At 30.2% G+C, this 24,544-nt stretch carries 20 protein-coding genes and 1 pseudogene; 4 read left to right on the top strand and 17 right to left on the bottom strand.

All coding sequences use genetic code 11. From position 1 onward, the window contains the following. Positions 1-56: 56 nt before the first annotated feature. From I6L50_RS29850 to I6L50_RS29805, 10 genes are all read right to left on the bottom strand, one after another. Positions 57-1,724, bottom strand: coding sequence for an ADP-ribosylglycohydrolase family protein (locus tag I6L50_RS29850; RefSeq protein ID WP_219303861.1), 1,668 nt, complete (start codon positions 1,722-1,724; stop codon positions 57-59). Continuing rightward, positions 1,711-2,397 (bottom strand): DarT ssDNA thymidine ADP-ribosyltransferase family protein, encoded by a 687-nt coding sequence (locus I6L50_RS29845; protein WP_219303860.1) that lies wholly within the window; start codon positions 2,395-2,397, stop codon positions 1,711-1,713. Before I6L50_RS29845 ends, I6L50_RS29850 begins: the two co-directional genes overlap by 14 nt. A 10-nt stretch (positions 2,398-2,407) precedes the next feature. After that, entirely contained in the window at positions 2,408-3,853 is a 1,446-nt protein-coding gene (locus I6L50_RS29840) for a 3'-5' exonuclease (RefSeq protein ID WP_257475432.1), read from the bottom strand. A 570-nt stretch (positions 3,854-4,423) separates the two neighbouring features. Continuing rightward, entirely contained in the window at positions 4,424-4,585 is a 162-nt protein-coding gene (locus I6L50_RS29835) for a hypothetical protein (protein ID WP_219303859.1), read from the bottom strand. Between the two features lie 806 nt (positions 4,586-5,391). After that, positions 5,392-7,086, bottom strand: coding sequence for a hypothetical protein (locus I6L50_RS29830; protein ID WP_219303858.1), 1,695 nt, complete (start codon positions 7,084-7,086; stop codon positions 5,392-5,394). Further along, the gene (locus I6L50_RS29825) at positions 7,086-9,158 is read right to left on the bottom strand and encodes a hypothetical protein (RefSeq protein ID WP_219303857.1); all 2,073 of its coding nucleotides are present in this window, start codon (positions 9,156-9,158) and stop codon (positions 7,086-7,088) included. The genes I6L50_RS29830 and I6L50_RS29825 overlap by 1 nt, the downstream gene beginning before the upstream one ends. Beyond that, positions 9,148-9,825, bottom strand: a complete 678-nt coding sequence (locus tag I6L50_RS29820) for a hypothetical protein (protein ID WP_219303856.1) — start codon at positions 9,823-9,825, stop codon at positions 9,148-9,150. The genes I6L50_RS29825 and I6L50_RS29820 overlap by 11 nt, the downstream gene beginning before the upstream one ends. A 582-nt stretch (positions 9,826-10,407) precedes the next feature. Next, on the bottom strand, positions 10,408-10,617 hold the full coding sequence (locus tag I6L50_RS29815) for a hypothetical protein (RefSeq protein WP_219303855.1): 210 nt from the start codon (positions 10,615-10,617) through the stop codon (positions 10,408-10,410). 35 nt (positions 10,618-10,652) lie between these two features. Further along, positions 10,653-11,540, bottom strand: a complete 888-nt coding sequence (locus I6L50_RS29810) for a hypothetical protein (RefSeq protein ID WP_219303854.1) — start codon at positions 11,538-11,540, stop codon at positions 10,653-10,655. Positions 11,541-11,582: 42 nt separating this feature from the next. Beyond that, a complete protein-coding gene (locus I6L50_RS29805; protein WP_257475431.1) occupies positions 11,583-13,232 on the bottom strand; it encodes a hypothetical protein in 1,650 nt (549 codons plus the stop codon). Between the two features lie 843 nt (positions 13,233-14,075). On the opposite strand from I6L50_RS29805, the gene I6L50_RS29800 reads away from it, so the two are divergent. Continuing rightward, a complete protein-coding gene (locus I6L50_RS29800) occupies positions 14,076-14,636 on the top strand; it encodes a hypothetical protein (protein ID WP_098542558.1) in 561 nt (186 codons plus the stop codon). A gap of 962 nt (positions 14,637-15,598) precedes the next feature. Here I6L50_RS29800 and I6L50_RS35095 read toward each other — a convergent pair. From I6L50_RS35095 to I6L50_RS35085, 4 genes are all read right to left on the bottom strand, one after another. Continuing rightward, positions 15,599-16,777: a hypothetical protein gene (locus tag I6L50_RS35095; RefSeq protein WP_257475430.1), complete on the bottom strand. Its 1,179-nt coding sequence runs from the start codon at positions 16,775-16,777 to the stop codon at positions 15,599-15,601. Positions 16,778-17,408: 631 nt separating this feature from the next. Beyond that, a complete protein-coding gene (locus I6L50_RS29790) occupies positions 17,409-18,224 on the bottom strand; it encodes a hypothetical protein (protein ID WP_257475451.1) in 816 nt (271 codons plus the stop codon). A gap of 10 nt (positions 18,225-18,234) precedes the next feature. After that, positions 18,235-18,684, bottom strand: a complete 450-nt coding sequence (locus I6L50_RS29785) for a hypothetical protein (RefSeq protein ID WP_219303853.1) — start codon at positions 18,682-18,684, stop codon at positions 18,235-18,237. 90 nt (positions 18,685-18,774) lie between these two features. Continuing rightward, positions 18,775-18,903, bottom strand: a complete 129-nt coding sequence (locus tag I6L50_RS35085; RefSeq protein ID WP_257475429.1) for a hypothetical protein — start codon at positions 18,901-18,903, stop codon at positions 18,775-18,777. Between the two features lie 115 nt (positions 18,904-19,018). On the opposite strand from I6L50_RS35085, the pseudogene I6L50_RS29780 reads away from it, so the two are divergent. Beyond that, positions 19,019-19,582 (top strand): annotated as a pseudogene (locus I6L50_RS29780) (right-handed parallel beta-helix repeat-containing protein); the annotation flags it as partial. 291 nt (positions 19,583-19,873) lie between these two features. Here the strand turns inward: I6L50_RS29780 and I6L50_RS29775 are convergent. Together I6L50_RS29775 and I6L50_RS29770 are read right to left on the bottom strand one after the other, a co-directional pair. After that, complete coding sequence (locus I6L50_RS29775) at positions 19,874-20,167, bottom strand: hypothetical protein (RefSeq protein ID WP_219303852.1); 294 nt, start codon at positions 20,165-20,167, stop codon at positions 19,874-19,876. A gap of 4 nt (positions 20,168-20,171) precedes the next feature. Continuing rightward, the gene (locus I6L50_RS29770) at positions 20,172-20,363 is read right to left on the bottom strand and encodes a helix-turn-helix transcriptional regulator (RefSeq protein WP_219303851.1); all 192 of its coding nucleotides are present in this window, start codon (positions 20,361-20,363) and stop codon (positions 20,172-20,174) included. Between the two features lie 602 nt (positions 20,364-20,965). Here I6L50_RS29770 and I6L50_RS29765 point away from each other — a divergent pair. Continuing rightward, complete coding sequence (locus I6L50_RS29765) at positions 20,966-21,331, top strand: hypothetical protein (RefSeq protein WP_219303850.1); 366 nt, start codon at positions 20,966-20,968, stop codon at positions 21,329-21,331. 138 nt (positions 21,332-21,469) lie between these two features. Then, complete coding sequence (locus tag I6L50_RS29760) at positions 21,470-21,742, top strand: HU family DNA-binding protein (RefSeq protein ID WP_001043951.1); 273 nt, start codon at positions 21,470-21,472, stop codon at positions 21,740-21,742. 297 nt (positions 21,743-22,039) lie between these two features. On the opposite strand, the gene I6L50_RS29755 is transcribed toward I6L50_RS29760, so the two are convergent. Beyond that, positions 22,040-23,566: an FAD-dependent oxidoreductase gene (locus I6L50_RS29755; RefSeq protein WP_219303849.1), complete on the bottom strand. Its 1,527-nt coding sequence runs from the start codon at positions 23,564-23,566 to the stop codon at positions 22,040-22,042. Positions 23,567-24,544 lie beyond the last annotated feature (978 nt).

The following is a 24,544-nucleotide window of genomic DNA, read 5'->3' as shown; positions in this document are numbered from 1 at the left end:
TAGATAAATAAAAAAGGGATTGGATATTTAAAATAATATCCAATCCCTTTTTTATTTTAATATTTCAAAATAACGTTAACAGCTTTCTCAATGTCTTTCATATCAATTTGATGTTTCATCCATCTCTGTTCAAGAAACTTCAAACCATTCTGATTAATACCACCGCTACCATTCCGTTCGATTTCATCCATAATATCCGCAATAAACTGTAAACATAAATCAAACTCTAACTTTTCAGGTAAAATGTTTGATAAACCTCTGATTTTTCTAGAGTCTAGAACTGGTTTATCTGGATAACCTGAAGGCCGTGTTTGCTGTTGCTGATACCTAGAAATTGATTGATTTACCAGCATGTTACACTTGCTATCTTTTAAAGGGTATTCATCTTCTACAGATCCTTTTTCATAGGTTTTAACAAAAATGTGTTGCCCTTCTTCCGTTACAAATTTTAGTGTATTGACAATTGCATTTTTCGCATTTGGTCGATTTATGTGCTTATCTTTAAGCATCAATCTACCAAATGGCTCTGCTCTTAATATGTCACCAACCTGTAAATGTTTGAACTTTGCTTTCATCTCAGGATTGTAATAGTCAAACAAAGGACCATTAAGTTTTGTATCTTCCTTATTTTCTTGGTGAATAAGACTTTTAAGGTATTCATAGTCCTGAACATCAAGCCATGAAACTGAAAGAAACTCCGAACCATGTAAGATACCTAACAAACCACCTACCATTGAAGCTAATGTGTCCGTATCAGCATTTTTTAAATAAGCTGCTTCAATTATGGCTAGGCGAGGACTGGAAGCATATTTTGATGCAAGATAGATAGAAGCAACGGCTGTAACTGTACCTGAACCATTTACTTTTTTGTCAAAACACCCCAATTTTTTTAGGACTTCATCCCCTATATCTAAAGCACCTTGATCAAGTCCTTCTTTAATAATTTTCAATTGTTCAAGAACTTCTTCAGTTACTTCATCCCAAAGACCCATATAATTATCTTTAAATACTAAATTTGCAGCATTCATCCAGCTATCGAGTTTTTGGACATTCGGAAATGATCCCCATTCTTCTCTGCGTTCTAAAAGATAATCAACAAGCTCTCCATATCCAAGGGTTTTTTCAATGTTTTGTAAGTATGTTAATGCATCAGCATAAACTAATGCGCCAATCAACGCTCTTGGATGACCGTGTGTAAATATTCCATTTAGGAAAACCTGGTGTTTAACCTCAGCCCATGCCCCTTCACGTCTAAATACATGGGGTAAAATACGCATTGCTACACCATTTCCACCGGCACTAAAGTACCTTTGAACATCTTCTTTACTTTCTTTTTCTACATTCCAAGGATTGCTGCCCTTTCTCCAAGTTTCAGCAGCCCTTTTAGTAGCTCCTCCGCCACCTCTTTCATATGAAATCCATGCTGGAAGTTCTACTTTTGAAAATAGCTTATTCCAATTAGATCCATGACTTAAACTTCTAGCAGTTGCAATAATTAATTGAGTATCATCACTATATTCCCCAGGATGTATTTCCTCATAATGTGACCAAAATCGGCCTCCATCACGTCTCTCCCATTTTTGAAAAATTTCTTGTTCTTTGTGAGGAGCCTTACTTATATTTTTACTGTTTTGTTCATTGGGCCATCCTAATGCATCACCAGCTGCTGCTCCAACTAAAGCCCCTAACCATTTGTCTAGCTTTTGATTCTCACTCTTTTCCAAGTGATGCACCTCCTTGGTAATTATACTCTATAGGTCTTATGCCTTTACGAACTTTCGTACTCCATTCGCCATCGAATAAGTCTGGAGCTATAGATATATCAAACTTAGGGATATTTAACATTTCCCACCTAACACTTTCACCTTCACCTTGATCTTCATTTAGGACTACTACACCTATGATATCTTTTCTTGATATATTTTTATACACCAATACTTCCGCTTGATCATCTGTCGGACAACAATGGAGCATCTGAGAAGGTCTATTGCGATAATTGACCCTCTCATTAAAAAGTTCTTTAAAACCAGAATATCCACTGTTGATATACGCGCCTCTTTTTGTTGCTGCATTTACTGGACAAAACTCAGTTGTATCTAATGTTAGTATTTCTGGATTTATCAATAAAATAACCCATTCCCTGAAAAGTGGATCCTTATCCTTTACTCTTTTCCAATACCAGTGATTTGGGTATTGGATAGAACAATTAATAAAATCCTTCCTACCATCCAAACGTAGTTCATCATTGGCATCATACAAACTTTTATCAAGAAATTCAACAGCTTGTATTCCATCTTCAGAGCTTAATATATGCACAGCTTTTTGAGATCGAGTTATGTGACATAAACGAGTGATATTTCTTTTTTGATATTCCTGTCTAATTAATAATTCGTCCATAAACCCACCCCTACTTTTCTATTTTTCTTTTACTGTAAAGAGAGTCATCTTGAGGAATAATTTCAGTCACTACACCAGTGTAACTAATAGCTAATACTCGCTTAGCTCTAGTAGCTGCAACATAAATAAGTTTTGACTCTTCACCTAATGCTTCATCCCTGTCTTCTAATGCTGTAATTTTATCTTGATCTGGTAACCTATCAGCGCTACAATATGGAATCATTACAGCATTAAACTCTAGTCCCTTAGCAGAGTGGTATGTTCCAATAGAAACTCCGGGATTGTTTTTCCACCTCTTTAAATCTCCGTCCAATTCTTGAGGAGATACACCTACTTCCCCCAGTAGTGCTCTAACCTTTTTAAGTGATTCTCTAGTCCTCATCAAAATAGCAACAGTCTGTCTTTCACCAAGCGTAACGGCATTGCGAATAACCCACTTTAATTCGGTAGCTTCATTCTGAAACTCAGCTAACACAGGCTGTGGACCAGAAGCGACGGGCTCTATTGGTGTGACTAAGTCTGTATTCTGGTTAAAGAACGGTTGTTTAGATATTGCAATAGCTAAATCTGCTATTTCTTTACTATTTCTATAGTTCTGATCAAATTTCCAAATTTCATTTCTAGTAACATTAAGACCGGCATTTCTCCAAGATAAACGCCCTCCATATATTTGTTGAGCCACATCCCCAAAGAATGTAATACTTCCATCTTTAGGTACTGCTAGTGCTAAAGATTGAAGCATTACCGGTGAGAGATCTTGTCCCTCATCAATGATAATATGCTTGTACATTTTATCATTATCATCATCATTTTCTAGTTCACTTATGACAGTATGAGCTAGATCGTCCCAATCATAACGATAATCATTTCTCCCTCTTATATCAAGATACCTTTCATAAACGGCAAAGAAATAATGCCTCTTATCTCTAGTAATCCGTGTACCAGAACGTCCAATTCTTTCTGCATCAATATATTCTTCTAACGAAGAAATACCCATTTTCTGTATCCAGGATATTTCTTCATAGAACACTTCAGGTGCCCTCGATAGTGTCGAATTATTGCCATGTTCTTCTATTACCTCATTAAGTGATTGTTTAATAAAAGAGAGCTTTTTATTTTCCCTATTGTAATCCATGGATGGAACTATGTCATTCCATCCAAGCATACCTTTGTGATCTAGATAACCTCGGGCAAACCGGTGGTAATTTCTAACGTCAACATTATATAAATTGTTTTCAGCAAGTGAATTTAAATAGGTTACAAGAGACTTATTAAACGTAACCAAGAGAACCTTTTCTTTCGATTTTGAACGTTTTGCTAAATAAGCCGCTCTATGAATTGCTAAAGTGGTTTTTCCACTACCAGCCGTCCCTAAAACGACATAATGTCCTATTTCTGGTAAACATAAAACTTCTTTTTGTCTTCCCTCTGGAGCAGGTAATACCAATAAACTCATCCCCCTTATACATAAAAAATTGATACACTTAAGCATCATATTTCAATATTACAAACCATATACTAACTATATAGTCTCTAAAGATGTATGTCCATATATTGGATGGGGTATCGCCACATTTCAGAAAAAAAAGCTAAGCAAAAAATATAATAAGCCATCCATATGGACAGCTCATTTACATAATTCTCGTTATTGGAAGTAAAAGCAAATTCTTCCCATTTAAAAGGCATTTATTTCTTAAACAGTTACTTGACTTGGATCAGTAATTATATCAATCGAGCAGTCAGTTCTTCTGTTCAAAATACTGTTCTTTTTTGAAATGAATTAGCGATATTTTGGATTTGCCCCTATACGATAACCCAGCACTAACACTCAAAAAAACAAGTAACATCTTTTTTGTTATTCTCCCCTGAGAAACTACTAATGATTTTGATAATAAACCGTTAAAAATATCTTCATAAAAATCATAAAAAAGAGAAACAAAATCATCTAGGTGCATAAAGTTATAACTAGTAGATGTTGATTCTTCTTTTTTATTCCGTATTAACTTGTTATTAACTTGAATAGGTATTATGTAGAAGCAATCGAATTAAAGTTAAAATTGATTCCTAAATCACCATAATAAGTAATAATGTCCCTAGGTTCAACTGCAAATTTAATCCACTTATGATATTTTACATTTATGTATTGTAAAAGGTAATCACTTTCCCTTAGTTTACTAACTCTCCCCATGAGCTCTTCCTTCTTTTCTGATTTTTTATATCTAACAATAGTAGATTTTACAGATAGACCCTTGTAATAATATGTAAAAACAGCTACTAAGCAATCTAATGTCATTTTAATGGAGTAAAATATAGCTTGAAATTCTATTTGGTAAGATACCCTTCTATTAACCTTAGATATCCATTGGGATGTATCTACATCTTACTTAATATCGTCCCATGTAAAGTATCTCCTACTGTATCGATATAATTATTAAAGTGATAAACTGGCGCTAAATAAGAAGGTAAAATCGAATTCACCGGTGTCATTATATCAGTATACGAATGATTTAACTTTATATAAAATCTCTCTTTCTTTCCTACCTACCTTCATCATCTATTGAAATATGAGTTTTCGAATAAAAACCTCATGATGGTTTATTTTTTTGAAGTTCGTGCTCCAAACAATTATAAAAGGATTGTTTATACTCTAAAAACGTTATAGATAGCACTTCTAAATCTATTTTTAAATCTCATAACCTTCAACAAATACTCGTCTTTTCATTTAACCTGTATTTAATTCCTTCATAATAAATTCCTTTCTCTTGTAAAACATTTTTTTGGGTTGATTTTTTTACTTAATTTTTGAGTCAAACTACTATCTTGGTATCTCTACAAAAAGAAAAAATAGTAAAAGCCCCCTATTATTAACTTTGGTAAAACCGTAACAACATTTTTAAAGTTGAAGTTTTTAAAATATATAACTCTTTTCTTATTTTTAAAAGATATTCATAATTGAAAATATCCGATTAGATTCTAACCCCATATGGACAATCCTTAAAATAAACTTAAATCAACCATTATATGAACCAAATATATTTCTTGATTATTTCTTAAATGTACTGTTTTACCAACCTTTATATTTGCATAAACATATTCTTCTACCTCTTTATAATCTATTTTTGCATAAGGGTATTTATATTTTTTTATATGATCAACATACCTTTTCCACAACCCCGAAAAATTTTTTGAAGAAGAATATACAATTATAAAATTGTACTTAAGTCCAGTGGTATCATATCCAAATATTTTTCTCAAGTGTAACTCTAAATAATCCTTTTTTAATGAATCTAAATTCAATGCCTCAATAATTGAAAATGGTAGCCCATTCTTTTTCTTAACAAAGATATCTATTTCCCCAGATGTTTTCCCCTCATTCGATTTACTCCATAATGTCTGGTCTTTATTGTAAAAACCAGCCATATCTAAACATGTCGCCAAAAATGTGTTTCTTTCATTTTCTGTTTTATCTCTGTATAATTGATTACCTTGTAAATTAATACAAGCATTAATAATTACATCTATTAATTTATCATATGAATACTCCGAAAATAATTCTAAAAGATTTAAAATTTTATGGGTATTTATATCCCCCGTAATCTTCTGAAATTCCTTTTTTATTCTCGAATTATCTATATTTGGAAATGCATTAATAATCTTACTGAAAATTATGTCTTTTTCTGCATTTTCCTTTACTTCCGTCTTAGAAATCAACTGTTTTAGATAAGATAAAAATTTATGCATCTCTGACTCTTTATCAGCTTCATTTAACAATTTCTCAATTTTACAAATTTCAGCTTTGAAGTTTAATGAAAATAGTGGTTCAATTGTTCTCCTCATTAAATTACCTTTCATATTTTTTAATAAAGAACTTTCCATTAATTCCATACAAACTTCTTGATTTTTTATTTCATAAAAATAATAACAAAGTTGATTAAATTCTTTTCGATAATCTAACCAGCTTGAAGGTTCAACCATACTAATTTTTCTAAATGCATTTAATGTACGAAATAATCCTACTTGAAGTGGTGCAACCTGACTTTCAAAAGAAAATAGTTTTTGTTGCCATAATAACTTGGCCATTTTTTTAAAGCTTAATTGAAATTCACTTTCTCTGTGTTGAATTATGTCTAATAATAGTTTTATAACTGTACAAAAAAACTCTGCATCTATTCTATTTTCTATACAATTATTAGATTTCTGGAAATATTCCAAACTACTTTTTAAACATTTTACATATGCCTCTTTATCCTTTATTGCATTTGCTTTTAGAAAATATATACATCCTAATTGAAATAAGCTTTCACTTTTAATCTCATTTTTTTCATGTTCTTTCAAAACAATGTAAATTTCTTCTATTTCTTCTGTTTCATCCTCATAAAATAGAAACAATTTCTTTAACCTAGTAATTTCTAAAAAATCATCGCCTGTAAATTCCCATTCGTCTATCAGTATTCCTAATGCAGATCTTTTTTTTATTTTCTTAATCATGACTAAATTGATAAAATTTTCAAGTGCTTTTTTCCTTATATATAAGTTTTCTCCACTGTCTAAAATAATATTTTTTAAAAATTGCTGAACTTTTTTTCCATCAAAATTAATTAAAATATCCGGACTTTTAATATCGAAGAAGTAAATTTTCTCATGTATTTTCATATTTTGAAAGTTTTCTATTTCAATACACTCCTTCATTAAAATACATATTCTCCTTTATTAAAAACTTTTTCATTTTGTACTATATGTGCTAATTTTCTTTCAGCCGTCCCAATAATTATTTGTAGATTATCTCCATATCTTTTATCAATATCTACAAGAACCTCCGTTAAACCAGTAAGATAATTAGAATCCCCTTCTTCTTTATTTGGACTATCTATTATTAGAAATCTCGTATGTCTCCCAAAATTATATTCAATATCTAATTGAATAAGTGCAAGATACAAGGCTATCTTTGCTCTTAATTGTTCTCCTTCTGCAATACTATCAAAAGTAAGATCGTATCCATTTTGCTTATACTTAATATCAAAATTTTCATTGATTTTAATTTCTGTAATTGAATTTAACCCAAAATGATGCAGATTCTCTAACATTAAATCAGATAGATACTTTAATATCTTCTGTCCATTATCATATCTTAATTTATTTAACTTTCTAATTGCTTTCTCTAATAATTCAATCTTCTTTTCTTCTTTATAAAGACTATCCGGACTTTGTGTTAGTTTATCCAAACGATAATCTATAACCGCTTTCTCAGCTACTAAAACAGTTTTTCTTTCATTTTTAGGACTTAGCTTTTCCATCTCTTTATTGATGCTTTCTTCAATATCTTTTAGTTTTTTCTTTAGAGAACTAATTTTTTCTCGATTTATCACAGGATCCTCTAATTGTTTTATAATTAAACTTTTTTGTTCGAACTCTCTATTGAATTTTATGATTTTTTTTTCAATTAAACTCTTTTCTTCATTAAGTTTTTTCTTTATGATTTCTAAATCGGCAAGCTTTTGATAATATATATCTTGATTAATTTCTTTATCTAAATCATGAACTGGTTCATGACATAGGACACATTTTTTTTCTTGATGGATATTTTCTTTTTTTACTTCATGATTACAACTAGGACATTGTTTAATATTAAGGTTTGAAAAGAAGATACCGATTTCAATATATTCTTTCATATCATTTATAGCCCTATCATTTTTATTAATTTCTTTCTTTATTCTTTTTAATTCATTAGTATATGTATCAAGTTCCCAATTAATTTCACTTATCAATTTACGTTCTTCACTTAACTCAATTGTATTTTTAGTTATTAAAGCATTTTCATCATTGATTTCATTAACTATTATTTCATATTTCTCATGCAGTTGATTAATACTATCCATTTTAAATGAATTTAACTCAACTAATTCATTTTCTAAATCAACTTTTCTTTGGAGTAAATAATCCTTTTTATCTTGATTTTTTTGTCCTTGTGTTTGATCAATTTGTTTAGCATTATTAAATTGCAAGAAATCTTTTTTAACTGAAAGTTGGTTAATTACTAATGTTAATTCAAGTCCTAATAACATTTGAAAAACTTTTTTTCCTTGGCTACCATACATTAAACTTGCACTATCCTTTGATTCAAGATATATAGACTTAAAATATGTTTTCCAACTTGCATTTGCTTCTACGAGTTCGTTCTTTTCTTTACTTGAACTTTTTTGGGTCCATTTAAGCGAGTAATAAGAAAACTGCATAAAGAAAAAATCTTGAATTTGCTCTTCATACTCATTAATTGTGCTCGTTTCAAATATGGGATCTAACTTAGATATCTTTCTATCATCAATGTTATCTATTACCCCACTGTATAATGCACCCTTCATTCGATTATTTTCAAATTTTATAATTATAGAATATTGTTTATCGTTTATTTTAAATGATAATAAAATTGATTTAATCCATTTTTTAACATCATGTTTCAATTTATTACTACCTGTAAGTGCCAATTGAATCATCTTAAACAAGCTTGATTTCCCTTTAAGATTATCACCCACTATTATATTTACACCGGTATTTAAAGGGAGACTAAAGTTAATTTCTTCACCGCTACTTTTTATTCCAATAATATTTATCTTAGTTAAAATTAGTTTTTTACCGGTAGAAATGGGAGTATCCTTTTTATACTCATATACTGTATTCAATAGCTCATTAACTTCTCTTAACGTAAAAGTATCACTATAAGCTTTATGTACTTCCTCTACAAATCTTTCAAAATTAAATTTCATATAATTCTTCTCCAAACATTTCTAAATAAATTTTCTTTACTCTATCTTGGATATTACTAATACACTCTTTATAACTAGCATCTTTATATTCATCTATTTCATACTGTAAGTCTTTGAGCTGTGTACCTCCTAAATCTCCAAAGAATCGTTTTATTAATTCTATTCTTTCTTTATACCAATATAATGATTTTAAATTTTGAATCTCATCAATTTTTCTACATGCTAGCTCTGTAATATAATAATGCTTTTCAATTGTTCTTAAATCCAAACTTTTTTTACTATTAAAGTCAATAAAGCCTATGCTTTTTAGAAAACTGATTACATCGTCAATATTTTCGTACGCTCCAAAAAAAAACTTTTCCATTTCGAGTCTTCTTATACTGGGTTCTCTTTGAGTAAAAATATTTTTCACAATTTCTTTACATTCTTGTTTACTAATTTTATTTTCTTGAGCAAATAATAAAATTTGATATGCAAAGTAATCGGGGTTACGCACCAAAAAATCAACTTTCTGGATTTTCACTTCACTTTTAAAAACTTTTTTTAAAGTATTATTACCATGTTCTTCAGACATATCTTCAGAAAGGAAATACAAGATGAGAAAAATTCTAATTCTATCCTTATATATCCTAATTTCTTCAGAAAAATCAACTAACACATCGCTCATTATATCCCCTCCATATATTACCTTAATAATATACCAAATTTTCCATACAACTGCATATTCTTACTACTTATTATAATAACTGATTAGTGTATATTTTAAAAAAAATCCATTGAAAATAGGAAGCATTTGTATAATGAGCATTATAAAATTGATTGAGATACTAAAAATACTAAGAGGAATCAAGAATTTTATGAAATGTTATAAGTTCAAAGACAGTGCATGATATAAGCGATAAGCGTATTATTGATGAAGTTACAAAGTAACCTTTATTTTTGAAAGAAGATTAATCGGAATAAATTACCAACTAACATAAAAAAATGACTAATCCTTTTATAACGAACAAAAAGAATCCATTTTGAAAAGATATATCAAAATGGATTCTCTTATTAGCCTTAACATAAATAATTGCTAAGCTTAACATTATTACCTTAGCAAGGGCAACTTCTAATCCCCGCTCTTAAAAGATTATTCGGAAATAAACGCTAAAATTCTCTTATCTGTTCCTATTGTGCTTGATTCTCATCATCCTGATTCACTCATTGTAATATAAAGGGATTCATTAGTGATTAGTTCACTATTTTTTTAGTCGCTTAATATCCAATCATAAAAATCTCTGTTCTCCTTTAATTCAGGAAATGCTTCAACTAAAAATGATAATTTCTCTCGAATAGAGATGTTCGTCTTATATGGACTTTTACGGTTATTTAAAGTACATTCAATCTCAGATTTCCATCCAACTCCTAACATATATATCCAATAATCCATCTCAAATCGGTCTAATTTGTTGTTCAACGCTATCTTGTCAGCTCAAAAATCTCTCTACAAAACTATTCTTCTTCTTCACATTGACAGGTGTCTTCTATTCTATACTCCCTACAAGAAGAGCAGTATTCCATATCAACTAATACTCCACCGTCTCTATGATTAGCACACCTATAATTTAAACAAGTCCCAGCTTCTAATTCATGATTGTATACTAAAGAATTTATTCCGCATTCCGGACATTCTAAATAGTCAGAATCAATTATAGATTCAATTGTAAAACTACATGTAGTGCAATAACAATCTGTTGGATAGGAATTCCCTCTATACATTATGAAGAAAGAATAATGACCACATGAAAAGCAATTACCAATTGCATAATCTTCTTTTTGCAAATTCAACATCATTTCATGACGCTCTCTACGTTCATCACTACAGAAAATGTTACCTAACTTTTCTTCAAATGTGTGGTCAGGTTGTTTATTTATATATAATAAAGCTGGTGCTATTACTTGATGATATAATTTTAAAACTATTTCTCTAACTTCCTCAGACTTAATTGCAAAGCAAAAGTGTTGCACTTTATTTCTTAATTTCGATGCCCGTTTCTCATATATTTTCAAATTTACTTTCTCATTTCCACTAAAATCAGGCGCATACTTAGCTACCGCATAACACAATGAATTAACATCCAACGATTTACATTCATATAATTCCTCTAGAGTCGGGTCCAAAGGGTTTTCACATTTATTAAATAACGAATTTTTATCAAAAGCATATATTGGGTTTTTTAAGAATAGAATTTCTTTTAATAATAGTTCTGTACCCTGACAAAGATTTAATACAGCGTGCTTGTAATCATAGATATTTTCTGTTTTAACAGCAGATTCAAGATATTCAACACCATTTTGAATTGAATCATATGCATTTTCAAGTAAAGATAGCTTAATCAACTATTTCTCCCCCAAGCCCTTTATTATAAGTGTTTCATTTGCCTAATATTCCTTCCTTACTATAAAGTAGCCCCAAAATATTGTATTCTTGTTTAGGGCATATACTTCTTCATTAATAATAGTAGCAATCCACTTCACTTTTCTTTTCCTTGGATATCTTTTATCAGACTCATCAAATTCATAAGACCCATCTATAATTCCTATTGCATCAATAGTTGTATTACTTCTTTGAATAAAGACAAGATCTTGTTCTTGCATTTCCTCTTGGAAATTTAACAAAATCCTTCTTACTGTACCGTTTACACTATCATTTTGTTCATTTATAAATGGATCTTGCTTAGCCCACCCAATCTTGATATAACCATTCTTAAAACATTCTTCTTTGAGTTTAGTTTGCCCCGTCCCTTCAAGAAGGACATTCCACACGACAGGGTGCTTTCGTATCTTTAAGGAAGGTGCTTTTACTCTAACCTTTTTAGCCTCTTCACAAAACTTTTTAAATACCCCAGAAGTATATTCATATTTTAAATCTGATATGGAGTCTTCATCTTGTTGATTAATTACCGGTTTTATTCCTTCAATAAATTCTTCATATCCATAGGATTGATGAAATGTTGTAAAAGCAACTTTTCCTTCTTTTTTTAACATTTCATAACGATCTAGTACTTCTTTATAAGGCATTTCCTTTAATGACTTAATACTTTTTTTATCACAAATGGCAACTGCGTATAAAACCGTATTATACGTTTTACCTGTTCCAGGTGGTCCATACAAAATTTGATTCTTTGCAAATTCCACATCATTACTCCCCTTTTGTGAAGGATTTGTTTCTTGCTGTTTAGTTACCGTATTGTACAATTGAGATACTAATCGTTCACCAGCTCCCTCTGTCAACAATCTCGTTGAAATCCCTTGTGAAAGCCCCTTATCATTATCAACGGGTAAAAACAAACTATCGGTAATATCAATCTTTATGTACTGTTCCCCTTGCCATGTACCTAAATGTTGAATCACTTCTTCACCTTTTAATCCAGCTGCATTACATGCCTCTCGAATGGCTATTAAGGAGCTCTTATCTGGCATCATCTGTACTTTTTCCGCTCTCTCAACATTTGCACTTTGTCGTGAAACAGGTGTGAAATCTTCATCTAAAATAAACAAATTGCCTTTTTTATCACCAATATAATAAACATCTCCTATTTCATAGGCACGCTCAAACGTTATTTTACCTTCCATCTTTAATTCTTCAATAATTACTCCAACTTTTAAAATACGGTCTATCTCAGCCAAGTTCTCACTTGTAACATCTTCATCTAGATATCTCTTAAATCCCTTAAGTATTTCAAACATTTGAAACGGTAACATAACAGTGTCCCTTTTTCTGTTTTTATTGCTATGTTTATATCTGTAACAAATAATCGGATTTTCTATAATTTCTCTAACAACTCCCATATGTGTAATCATTGGCGAAGATGTAACTTTATCCTTTAAATCTTCGAATATATTATCACGAATAGAAGCTCCTGTTACTAGGTAAACTTTATCCCCAACCACTTCCTCTTTTACATTTCCGCTATCGCTTTGAGACTTTGTAAGTTTAGTAAGTGATCTAGGCCAATAAATTGTTTGGGATTTTACAAAGATTTCATATTCCCCTATTGTATTTGAAAAAACAGCAAATTTTTGTGCCATAAAAATTTCGACTCCATTCTAACTAAACTGAGTATCATATTGCCTTTACCATAAAAATAATCACAAATGAATTTCTCTCTTATTCCATTATTGTATCATTTGTTTATGCTACTCTTATGAAATATATTAAATTGATTTTTTGTTAAAAAACCATGAATTATTTACAGTTCGGTTTCAGATGACAAACGGAGACCACAGTAGTTGATGTCCCTTCCCCCACAATACATTTCGATTTCTATTTCATTAATACAAGATATAAATTGTTAATTTAAATTATATAGTTAAAAAAGAATACAAATAAAAAGGAGGAAGATAATGATGAAATATCATGCAATATATCCGTCATTTTATTTTGTTAAAATTTTCTATTTTTCATAAATCTCAGCCCTTTCTTGCTATCTATATTTCATCTATGTATATCCACTTCCCCACTAAAAAGTCTTCAGACACAGTGTTGTTTTTATATCTCATGTGTATTAATTCCCAATACAAAAAAATTCAACTACTACCAAATTACGTTTTTTTGTAAGATAACCCTATTTTAACATTAGAGATTTTTAGTTCTTAAAAGGGTAATAATGGATTCTTTATTAATCTATCAATTCATTATTAATTACTCACTACCTAACATTATTTCTATTTCCACAATTTAATTGATAAATAAAACGCAGAATATTCAAATAACTAAATTGCAAATATCTTGAAACCGCGGTTTTAAAGGTAATAATCATTGGATTTCATTATTTTTCCGCTTTCTGAAGGGTATATATTTTTATAGCTTTATGTATTAAGATAGAGCTGTGCTAGAAAATACCGGTAAAAAAGCATAAATAAGGAAAAGGGATGGGATTAAAAATGAAGACTATATTAAGAAATATTGTATCAATGGCGCTCGTACTCGCTTTGTTTACAACTTCTTTCGCTGGAATCTCCAAAGCGCAAGAGATTAATAGTGAAGAAGAAAAATTAGTACAAGAAGTAGCTGCACAATTAAAATTTGTTGTTGAAGAAGCTGCAGTTAAAGATAAACATGGAAGAGTAGTAGATATTGATATTGATATGATAGAAAACAAATATGGTAAAACTGAAGAATTAGAACAATTGAGACAAGAAATCAAACGTGTAAACACACCGCCTGGCTATGAAGATCCATTCAAACAAGAAACGGAAGCTGTAGATAACTGTATAGAAAGAAAACTTATAGCAAATTATAAAGAATTTCTATCAGTAGGCTTTATAGGTTCTATTATTGCTAATATTACTAACAAAGAATATGAATTAGCAGCTAGAAAAATGATTAGATTAGGCGTCAAAGGTAATTTAATTGGTTTAGCTGGTCAGCTTGCTTGGTATCTAGGTACATGCATTTATGAAGAAGAAGGCTGGACAGGAAAAACATGGTGATTAATAAAAAACAACCTCTTATTTTCTAGAGGTTGTTTTTTTTGAAGAAAATAACCACATCATAATTTCAAAAAACGCTACTATAAATAGTGTTTTTATAAGGTTTTCAAACCAATTGAAATGATTATGATTTGCATAGTTAAAAGCTATCAATACAATATACAGTAAGACTATAAAAATTAACGGTCTCTTATATGTGAAATTCAAATTAATCACCCCTTAAATACTTACTTAGAAAAATTACCTTAATACTATGTTAACCCAAAGCGCAATCACTTTCGATGATTTTCTATATTTCTCCATATTTGCAACAGACGCTATTTCTTTATAAAATGTGCTCATACTTAATTCTAAAACACATTTACCGGAAGTTAAACTGAACATGAATCTAATAAAATCTTATATTAAATTCCCCCCCAAACCTTAAATCATTTCATACCTTAACACTTCAAAAGGTACACTTTTCTATTTAAAGATTGATTTTAAAATTATATTTAGTTACAACTATAAATTGATTGAAAAATAATAAGTTATATTTCGTTTTTAATTTTAATTATTGGGTAAGAGTGCACCATTCTTACCTATTTACCTATAATTATATTTTTCGTAATTTATTATCATATAGATATTGATTTAAAGTAATTTATATAAAATTAATAATTGGAATTTTTATGGGGAAGGCGGATTTTCGATTGTTAATTAACAAAATTTTAAAATATAAAACTTTATATATCAAAATTGTTATATAGTGAAATCAAGTCGTAATCAATATGGCTTCCCCGTTATGAATAATGAGATAATTTATGTTTCCCGTGTATTCGCTTTAAACCAAAAAGAACTTGTAGTGATTCCTACAAGTTCTTTTTTTTATTTTCAAATCAACAAAAATCCGAGATGAGTCTTCTCATTTACTCTTAACTAAAAAATCCATTAAATTAGTTAGTTAATTTTCTAGACATATGCTATTTATCAATTAGCAAACTAATTGGAATTAAATTTTTTAAAACAGGGACACTCTGGATAGTTTTATCTAATTCTTTCAATCTCTCCTCCCTCTCATTAGGAGATACTTGCAAACCACCAACTAAATTTTTCCCTTTAAATACAATAGAATCAGCTTTTCCTTGTTTAAATTCAATTAATTGAAATTCATTTTTTGACATTATATAGTGATTGTTATTTATTGTAAGAGGGGATACAAGCATTCTATTTTTATCTTTATCTAACATAACAAACTTTTTTCCCTGATATTGTACAATTGTATAATCTTCTTTTTTCTCAGCTTTTGTATATCCATATTGAAAGAAAATCCAAGATGAACCTATACCAAATATAATGATTATAATCCCTCTTATTCCCCAGTTACATTGCTTCCAAATATAAGCCAATGGGTTTCTTCTATAAATAGCAACAATCCCTTTTAAACATAGCTTTAAAAGTCCGTTTTTTATTGTTCCTGATTTCAACTTTTTTAGGGAAAGTATGATAAATAAAAATAGTAATATTGTTAGTAAGATGAAAAAAAGTACCCATACTCTCATACCTAATAGATTAGCTACATTAAAATTATATGAATCCTTTAATACTAAAAATGGTAGGTAGCCAAGGATTAGCATAAGAAAAATTCCATTTGTAATTGCATTTATAGGAGCAAACTCCTTCTTATCATAGATTGTTCTTATCACGTCCTTAAAATTACCAACTTTATTTAAGTCTGTTTCAATAATTGAACTTGAAAACTCACCTATTTTTGAATAAAATTTTTCTAATTTCACCCTTATAAAAGTTTCTTTTTTAGGAGCATTTTGCCTCGCATCCAGTATGTTAAACATAAAAGTTGCACACCAAATTATAATTCTTGAAATAAAATATAAAACACATACCCTGAGTATCAAAGAAGAAACATCATATACAGAACTAACAATTAAAGGTACATCTAGATCACTTAAACTAATATCATCTATACCATAGTAATCTCTAATTCCCTTTTGAAAAGAATAAGAGAAAAAATAGATGGCTCCTGTGAGAATTGTGAAAATCCATGCAGTATCTTGTAAATAAGATAATCTATCCTTTTGTATTTGCTCCCCTTCTTTTTCAATTTGATAATTTTTTCTTTTTATTCTTTTTCTCACCAACATACCCCCTATCTAACTAATTCTTTAAAACACTTCTAATACTTAATAATAAATTTACCAATATAATCCTATCTTTCAATAACATTCTACCATTAGTTTTACTGTAGAAATAAAAGTTTCTGTAAAATTTGTGCATTTTTCTCGTATTGATTGTTTTGGAATAACACATTCTTTATAAAATATGACTTTATCTTTTATTTTCAATTGCGCTATAAACAAAATTACAAGCATTACCATTATATCAAGATGATAAATATAAGTAACTACACATAAATAACATTCTAAAAAGGGACATCTTTTCTAAAATATTTAAAGGTTACAAAGAAAAAATGAGTTTTACAAAACATACAAAATGTTAAACTCGTAGAACCTAGTGATAATAAGCACACATACTAGTATCACGGGGGGTTATTTGGTTATTTAACGACGGATTTTACAAATTATAAAGAGGTGTAAACTTAGTTTTACTTTTTACAGATGACTCTTCCTGAAAAATGATATTTGGAATTGAATACTTATTTCATAGCAAAGAAAAAAGCACCCATCAGGGATGCTTTTTAAAATTATACATGTTTGTACTAGAACTGTTTTTTAGATTCTTAGTAATAAAAAAGAATTCTTTAATAAACTATAATTATGAAATAAATCCACTCATTAAACTAATAAATTGACCAATCTTAGTTGCAACTTTGGAGCCATCATCAACCATTGAGTTAATGTCAGTTAAAGCCGCTTTTGCTCGTCTAAGAAGAGAGGGTTTTACAGTTTCACCTTGTTCTACATTTTGTGCTATTTCCTCAACGAAATCTAAAGCATCCTCTTTAACATCTGGGTTCTCTATAGATGTTTCTTTTAGCAATTGTATTAATTCTTGAGCTACTTTTTGAATATCATTATTTTCCCCTTGATTAATTGTTTGGTGAGCATCAATATTTCCTGTCTCTGCATAGTTTAATTGTCCTAAATTCCCTTGTACTAGTATCTTTGCATTTGGTTTCTCGTCAATACCCAATTCGATTGCCATCCCCTCTAAATAATCTGTAATATGATTTACTAAAAGTTTTACTACCTCACGATTGAACTCTCTTATCGTGTCTGAATACTTTGATCCCTTATAGAAAGCATATCCATAAGTTGTTAAATCTTCATATGATGTAAAATGTTCGGTACCATATTTTAAAAGTTGATAAATAAAGCTAATTTCTTCATCAATCTCTATAGGGATATCATATTTATGATTATAATTTTTGGATGCTCTTATTTCTTCAATGTTGTAGTCTTGAGTATGATTTTTTTGTATAAAATCATAAATAATTGGCTCGTTTTCTATGTGAGAAATAAACCTTTTGGCTAACCTTATAGCTTCATGTCTATCTTCTGTATTCAGTAAGTCACCAGAAACTCTTCTAAATGCTCTAGATAATAATTTAAATTGTTTAATAGGAATCACTGTTTCCAAATTAATTCACCCCACAATATGGACAAAATGGCGAAGATCCAGATTTAGCTAATATTGAAGTTTTTGCTTTTCTAGAACAGCAAGTAAATTCAATTTCGTCTAGCTCGTCTTTTTCATACAAAGTTCTTGCTTTCTTTACGGGAAATGAAGAGTTAGATTTTACTTTAACATATTTATTTCCTCTCGTAGACTTTTTCAAGTCTTTAAACATGTCATTAAGCATTTTGGATACTTCATTTGCTGCTAGTATTTTAGCATTTTCTATAATGTCGTCTGTATAAAAAGTGGAAAGGGGACTTGGGATACCACAGCTAGGACAAAACAATTCTATAACATCTTTCTTTTGAACTTCATCTGTTTGAAGTTTAAATTCTTCGCCACATAATGAACAACTAAAAGAGGTAAAACCATCTAAATCACTTTGTTTAGAGATAATAAAATTTTTGCTCATTATAATAGCTCCTTTAAAAATAGATTGAATTTCAAATCATATATAATTCTAATAGTAAATAAACAGAACATTTCTAAAGATATATAACTATTATTTAATTCCTGCAAGTATCAATGGAGTTTTAATTATGTTAGCAATCGCATTGCGAAAATGGCTATCTTCTAAGATAAGTTTTCCTAAAAGATAAATCCCTATAAGTAATAAAGTTGTTTCCATCATTACTATTCCTCCTCCCTCTTAATATGCGAACGTACATTCTTATTGACTATCATACTATACCGGAAATTAAATGTATAGAAAAATATGGTATGTATTATAGAGATTGATAATTATAAATGAATATTCAGCTGATGGTATTTACGTGGATGGTGGGAAGGAAATTATCATTGAGCAAAATCAAAGCTATGAAAATGACCTCGGTATTGAAGTAGCTAGCGAACATGCAGGAAAAAGTGCAAGCCAAATTACTGTGAGAGACAATACAATATCCAATAATATCATGAGTGGAATTACAATTGGTGGATATGATAGTCAACAAGGATATGCTGAAAATAACACGATTACGAACAATGTGATTTATAAAAATGATACAAAAGATCAAGAGAGTGGCCAAATCGAATTAAATTACGATACCCGAAACAATGTAATTACCAATAACCAAATCTATGCAAGTAATAGCCGTATTTTTATCAGCAATAATTTTAATAAAAACACTGGAAACAAACTGGATTACAATCATTACTATGGTGATTTCGATCAAACTAATGGCTTATGGCAATGGAAAAGAAAAACGTATAAGGAATTTTCATCTTATCAGGCAGGTATGAATCAAGAAGGAAATGAACAACATAGTGTATTTAGCAAATTGTCTCCTTCATTTAAACTTATTTTAAAATGAATCAAATTTACTAAAATGACTTTATCTTAGCACACTTCAAATTCCCTCCCCTATAATGGCAAGGATGAATTAAAAATTGCAGTTTCAATTGAAACTGCAATTTTTCCAAGCTTATAAAAACTCTGTATTTATTCTTTAAGTACATAGGCGTATCTATAATTATATTAAAAAGCTGCGGCTAATTTCTCTTAATATTAAGTACTAATACCTCCGCAGAAATTAATCTATTATTAATTCAGGAACAAGTATATTAAAAATATGACCCCTTATTTTTAGTATTTCTTTTTATATTTAATAGATCCTTCTCCAATATGAATAAGCAACTTTTATTATCCCTAAAGAAATAAAGAAATATAAGAGAATATTCACAAATTGCTCTGCTGTAATATATTGAAGTATGTTAAGGAGAAATAATATAACTATTCCTAGATAAAGAGTATTATATAAAAAATTAGTAGTTTTATACTGAATTTCTAAACCTCTTTCATCTCTTGCCTCTTGGCTTTTTTGAAATTTAAACATATATAATTCACTTAAGCATGATAAAACTACAATAACAATTACAGCATACTTTATAAATTCCATTTGTTTATTCCTCCTTATATTCGAAAACTTCCTCTAATGGTTTTCCAAAAGCTTTGGCTATTTTAAATGCAAGAATTAAAGAGGGATTATATTTATTCCTTTCCATAGAAGCTATAGTCTGTCTACTAGCACCTACTCTCTCTCCTAAATCTTGCTGTGTCCAACCTTTTTCGGCACGACAAACAACTACCTCCACCTCCTATAAATATTTTATCCTATTTTTTACATTTTGCATATAATCTTTAACATATTGTGTGCTATTTTTTACATTTTGTTAAAAATTCTATACGAGAAACATTGAATATTTGCAAGAAGTAGTCCCTTTGTACAACTAGTAATCTAGAAAATTATTACTAAAGAAGTTGCTGCTTTTTATTCCTTTAAAAACTTAATCGCTTTGTTGTACTTCTCTAATCATTTTAGGTCTTTATCTGTTATTCTAGCAAGATAGTAATTTATTGATGTTAATAAAAGTAAATCTGAACAGATTGAAGAATCCACTATAAAAAAGCTATCGAAGCAAAAGTAAACAACATATAGATTTGAATTATATTTCTCAACAACCAAAATTACTTAATGTGGTAAAATAATAATCGGGTTGGCACCCAATACCATATTACGATGGTTCCAGTCGCAGGAAGGCACCTTTGGGTGTCTTTTCTTTTGCTTGAAACACATTCTGCCAAAATACCTGTATCTTTGTTGAATTACGACTCATATAATCCAACAAACTTCGTATATATAATTTGTTACCCTAAATGGGTTGACAATACGAACAGTTATAGGAGGATTTTGTGAATGGTAAAAACAGCTTGTGTAAGTATGATTACTGGGATTCTTTTAATATGTTCAACAGGATGTGCCACTCAAACTGATTCTATTACAACTAAAACTCAATCAGTAGATGATGGCACATATACAACAAAAGAGATCACAGACGTATTTCCTGTAGGAACACCCATAACTACCTACATTCGAAAAGAAGAAAAACTGAACGTAAAACATCTCACCAGTATTACACTTACAGATGGTGGTGTCGGTAGAGTTTTGGAAGCAACAGATGGTTTTGTTATCGTATGTGGGAATGAAAAAGGAATTTTTGATGTGTTAATATTTAAAACCATGGAAGATGTAAAGAAATATGAACAGAGTTTAAAGCGATAATTAATATCCTTCTTATGCCTTGTACACAGACATTGTCCTCTAGCTCTTGCTATGGCTTTTCCTATGTACAGTATAATTGCATCATGAGTAATCACACGTTATAATAGTCACCTAATTACATATGAAGAGGTGCAGAAAATGAATAAAACAGAATTAACAAAAGTAGTAGCAGAAAAAGCTGAACTTACACAAAAAGATGCTGCTGTAGCAACACAAGCGTTATTAGATACAATAACAAATGCGTTAGCAAATGGAGAAAAAGTACAGATTCTTGGTTTTGGCACATTTGAAGTACGTGAAAGATCTGCACGTACAGGACGTAACCCACAAACAGGTGAAGAAATGCAGATCGCGGCTTCAAAAGCACCTGCTTTTAAGGCTGGAAAAGAATTAAAAGAGGCAGTGAAATAAGTATACATATTGAAAAGGGTTTGATATTCATATCAGGACCCTTTCAATAGCCTTTTTGTTCATAAATCAAAAAAGTATCATCCAATATATATTAGAAGATACCTCCTTTCCCACCTACTCACTGGGCTGTGACCCTTCACGCTCCTTGAGAAAGGAGTCTTCTTGGAAAAAATGATAAAAAGAAACATATACCTGCAGAAAATAAGAGGTTATGTTTCTTTTTTGATATAGTGCGTAAAATATACAAAATTAGAGTATATCTAATACAAATATTCATTGATTTGTACTACCTTTTCCTCATTTGGCATTAGAAATTGAAATGGAAGAGAATAGATTTGGAATGCTATTCTCAAAAGCTAATGTAAAGGAAGGGATTAGTTCATGTATTCTTTCTTGCAGTGATCTCTTATCTACTTCTCCAAGTTCGTTCAAAAGTTCATTCCCTTCCAAAGTCTCATCCTCAGTGATTAACATGCTTAACATATCTGAGTTAATGATTTCATGAGGTGAATAAACTAGCCCATTCATCATTATATATTTTTGGAGCATGGTAGAATTACCATCCCTTGCTTGCTTTAAAGCTTGTTTAAGATATAAATCAAAATATTTCTGTGTAAATTTCACACCTTTTAGTGGAACTGCTCCTACATGTTCAACACCTTCCCAACGTAAATCCGCAATTGAACTCAGCCACCATGCCGGCTCAATAGCCTGTTGCATACGTTGCAGCACTTTGCGTTCGAATCCTTGTTTATGAGTAGAATGTTCTTTTAAACAAGTATCTAACATTTCAGCTTCAATGGCGGCTACGGTCATCCCTTGTCCATAAATGGGATCAAAGTTACAAAAAGCATCACCTAACACTAATAATCCAGATGGCCAATTTTCCATTTGTTCAAAATGTTGACGAGTTGATTCATGCGCTCTAAATCCTCTTGGGACACTAATTGGATCTAACTCTTTGATTAACTCCCTCATCATAGGGGTAACTAATGAATCCAGTTCTTTTTCATATTCTTTTGAATTGGTTGGTGGATAGTGCGTACCTCCAGCAACAAATAGTAGCGCTTGAGCTATGTTATCTTCAATATATAATAGTCCTACAGCACCAACGCTTTTAGCAGGATCTCCTTCAGAAATTGCACTCAATTTCTCTTTGATATGTGGGGGTACTTTATAATATCTCGTGCTATATCCAAAATTCACCTTTAAACGTTCTGGTTCTGGAACATCATATCCCATAGATGTAAGCCATTTATTGAGTTTAGATTGACGGCCACATGTATCAACTACCAAATCAGTTAAAACTGTTCTCTTTGTTTTTAATTCATCTCGTTCTTGAATATTGATCCCAATAATACGCTTGTGATCAGACGAAGTTAGAAGTCCTGTCACCACTTGCTTTGAATGAAAATGTACATTAGGAATTTTTTGTACACGTTGGCGGATTGTCCATTCTAACAATGCTCGACTGCTCGCTGCACCTTTTCGTTCTATAACTAGTTCAAGTGCACCATAAGGAGAAAATCGAATCATTTTATCATTCTTGACATTATGGGCCCCTAGATTTAATAAATTATCAACATATCCAGGAAAGAAACAGTTCATAATTATTTCTCCTCGTGGTAATACACGATGAGGATGAAAGTCTTGGGGTGTACCTGGACGTTCAGATGGTTTTTGAGGTAACTCATCTTTTTCAACAACTATCACTGTCTCAAAATAACTGGAAAGTACGCGTGCAGTAAGTAAACCTGCAATACCGGCTCCAATCACGAGTGCCTTTTCTCTTTTTCGCTGTTGATATGGTAATTGATTATCCATCAATAATCTCTCCTCTTCCTAAAAAGTATGTTTGTTCAGTATGAAACCATTAAACTTTTTCCAGAAATCAGAATAAACAAATGATGATTCTCCATTATTTCAATAAGGAGCCCGATGAAATAATAGTTAATATAGTGAAACAGATACATATCAAAACACTACAATTCCCCCTGTTATTATAAGCTATTACAAGTGAGAAATAATTAACGTGACCAGTACAATTGTAGTATCTGATAGCACTGGTCTTAAATAGTTTGTTTTCCAGTAATAAATGTGTCAGTACACCCAGTACATTTTATAGTTATACTTTGAAGTTCAGTTCTCTCTTAAATATATATGTTTACATTTTTTTAGATATACGACTTTAAATCCTTCTGAAAACTCAATAGACAAATGCCGCCATATCATTACATTACAGAATTCATCATAAAATAGTAAGATTTCAAAAAACTTACTTTAACTAACAGATGCTTCAATCAAATAACTTTTTTATCTCTGCAAAGGTATTACAATTTTAAATACGTTTTTCAATCCTTTTAATCCAGTAAAATAATTCATTTAAATAATAAGATTTCACTGCATGATAGGATACCTAAAGCGCTATTGGTATTTCGTTTCATTATGCCCCTATTGGGATCTGCCTCCAACATTCATATTATTAAAATTACGTTAGTCCAAGTCAGAAAAGTTACACTTAAATCAGTATCTTTTTAACAAAATTCAGGTTCATATAACCTGTATAAATGCCCACCGCTTATAAAAGTTTTTTTAATACTTCTTTATTCCCCCTTTAATATTTTTTATAATTCGCAACTTAAATGTATCACTTTTATTACCCTTATAAATATTTAGGGTTTTTAGAAATATTTATTTGATTTTTAGTAAAATTAGGATTCTATTTTATCAAATAAAAACTACAAGGTTTGAGAGAAATATGTAATAATGCATAATAAATCAACTGGATATTATGATATACTT

It is taken from the genome of Bacillus sp. FDAARGOS_1420 (assembly GCF_019344915.1).
In the GTDB taxonomy this organism is placed as follows: Bacteria; Bacillota; Bacilli; order Bacillales; family Bacillaceae_G; genus Bacillus_A; species Bacillus_A mycoides.
This window is presented reverse-complemented; position numbering and strand designations above follow the sequence as displayed.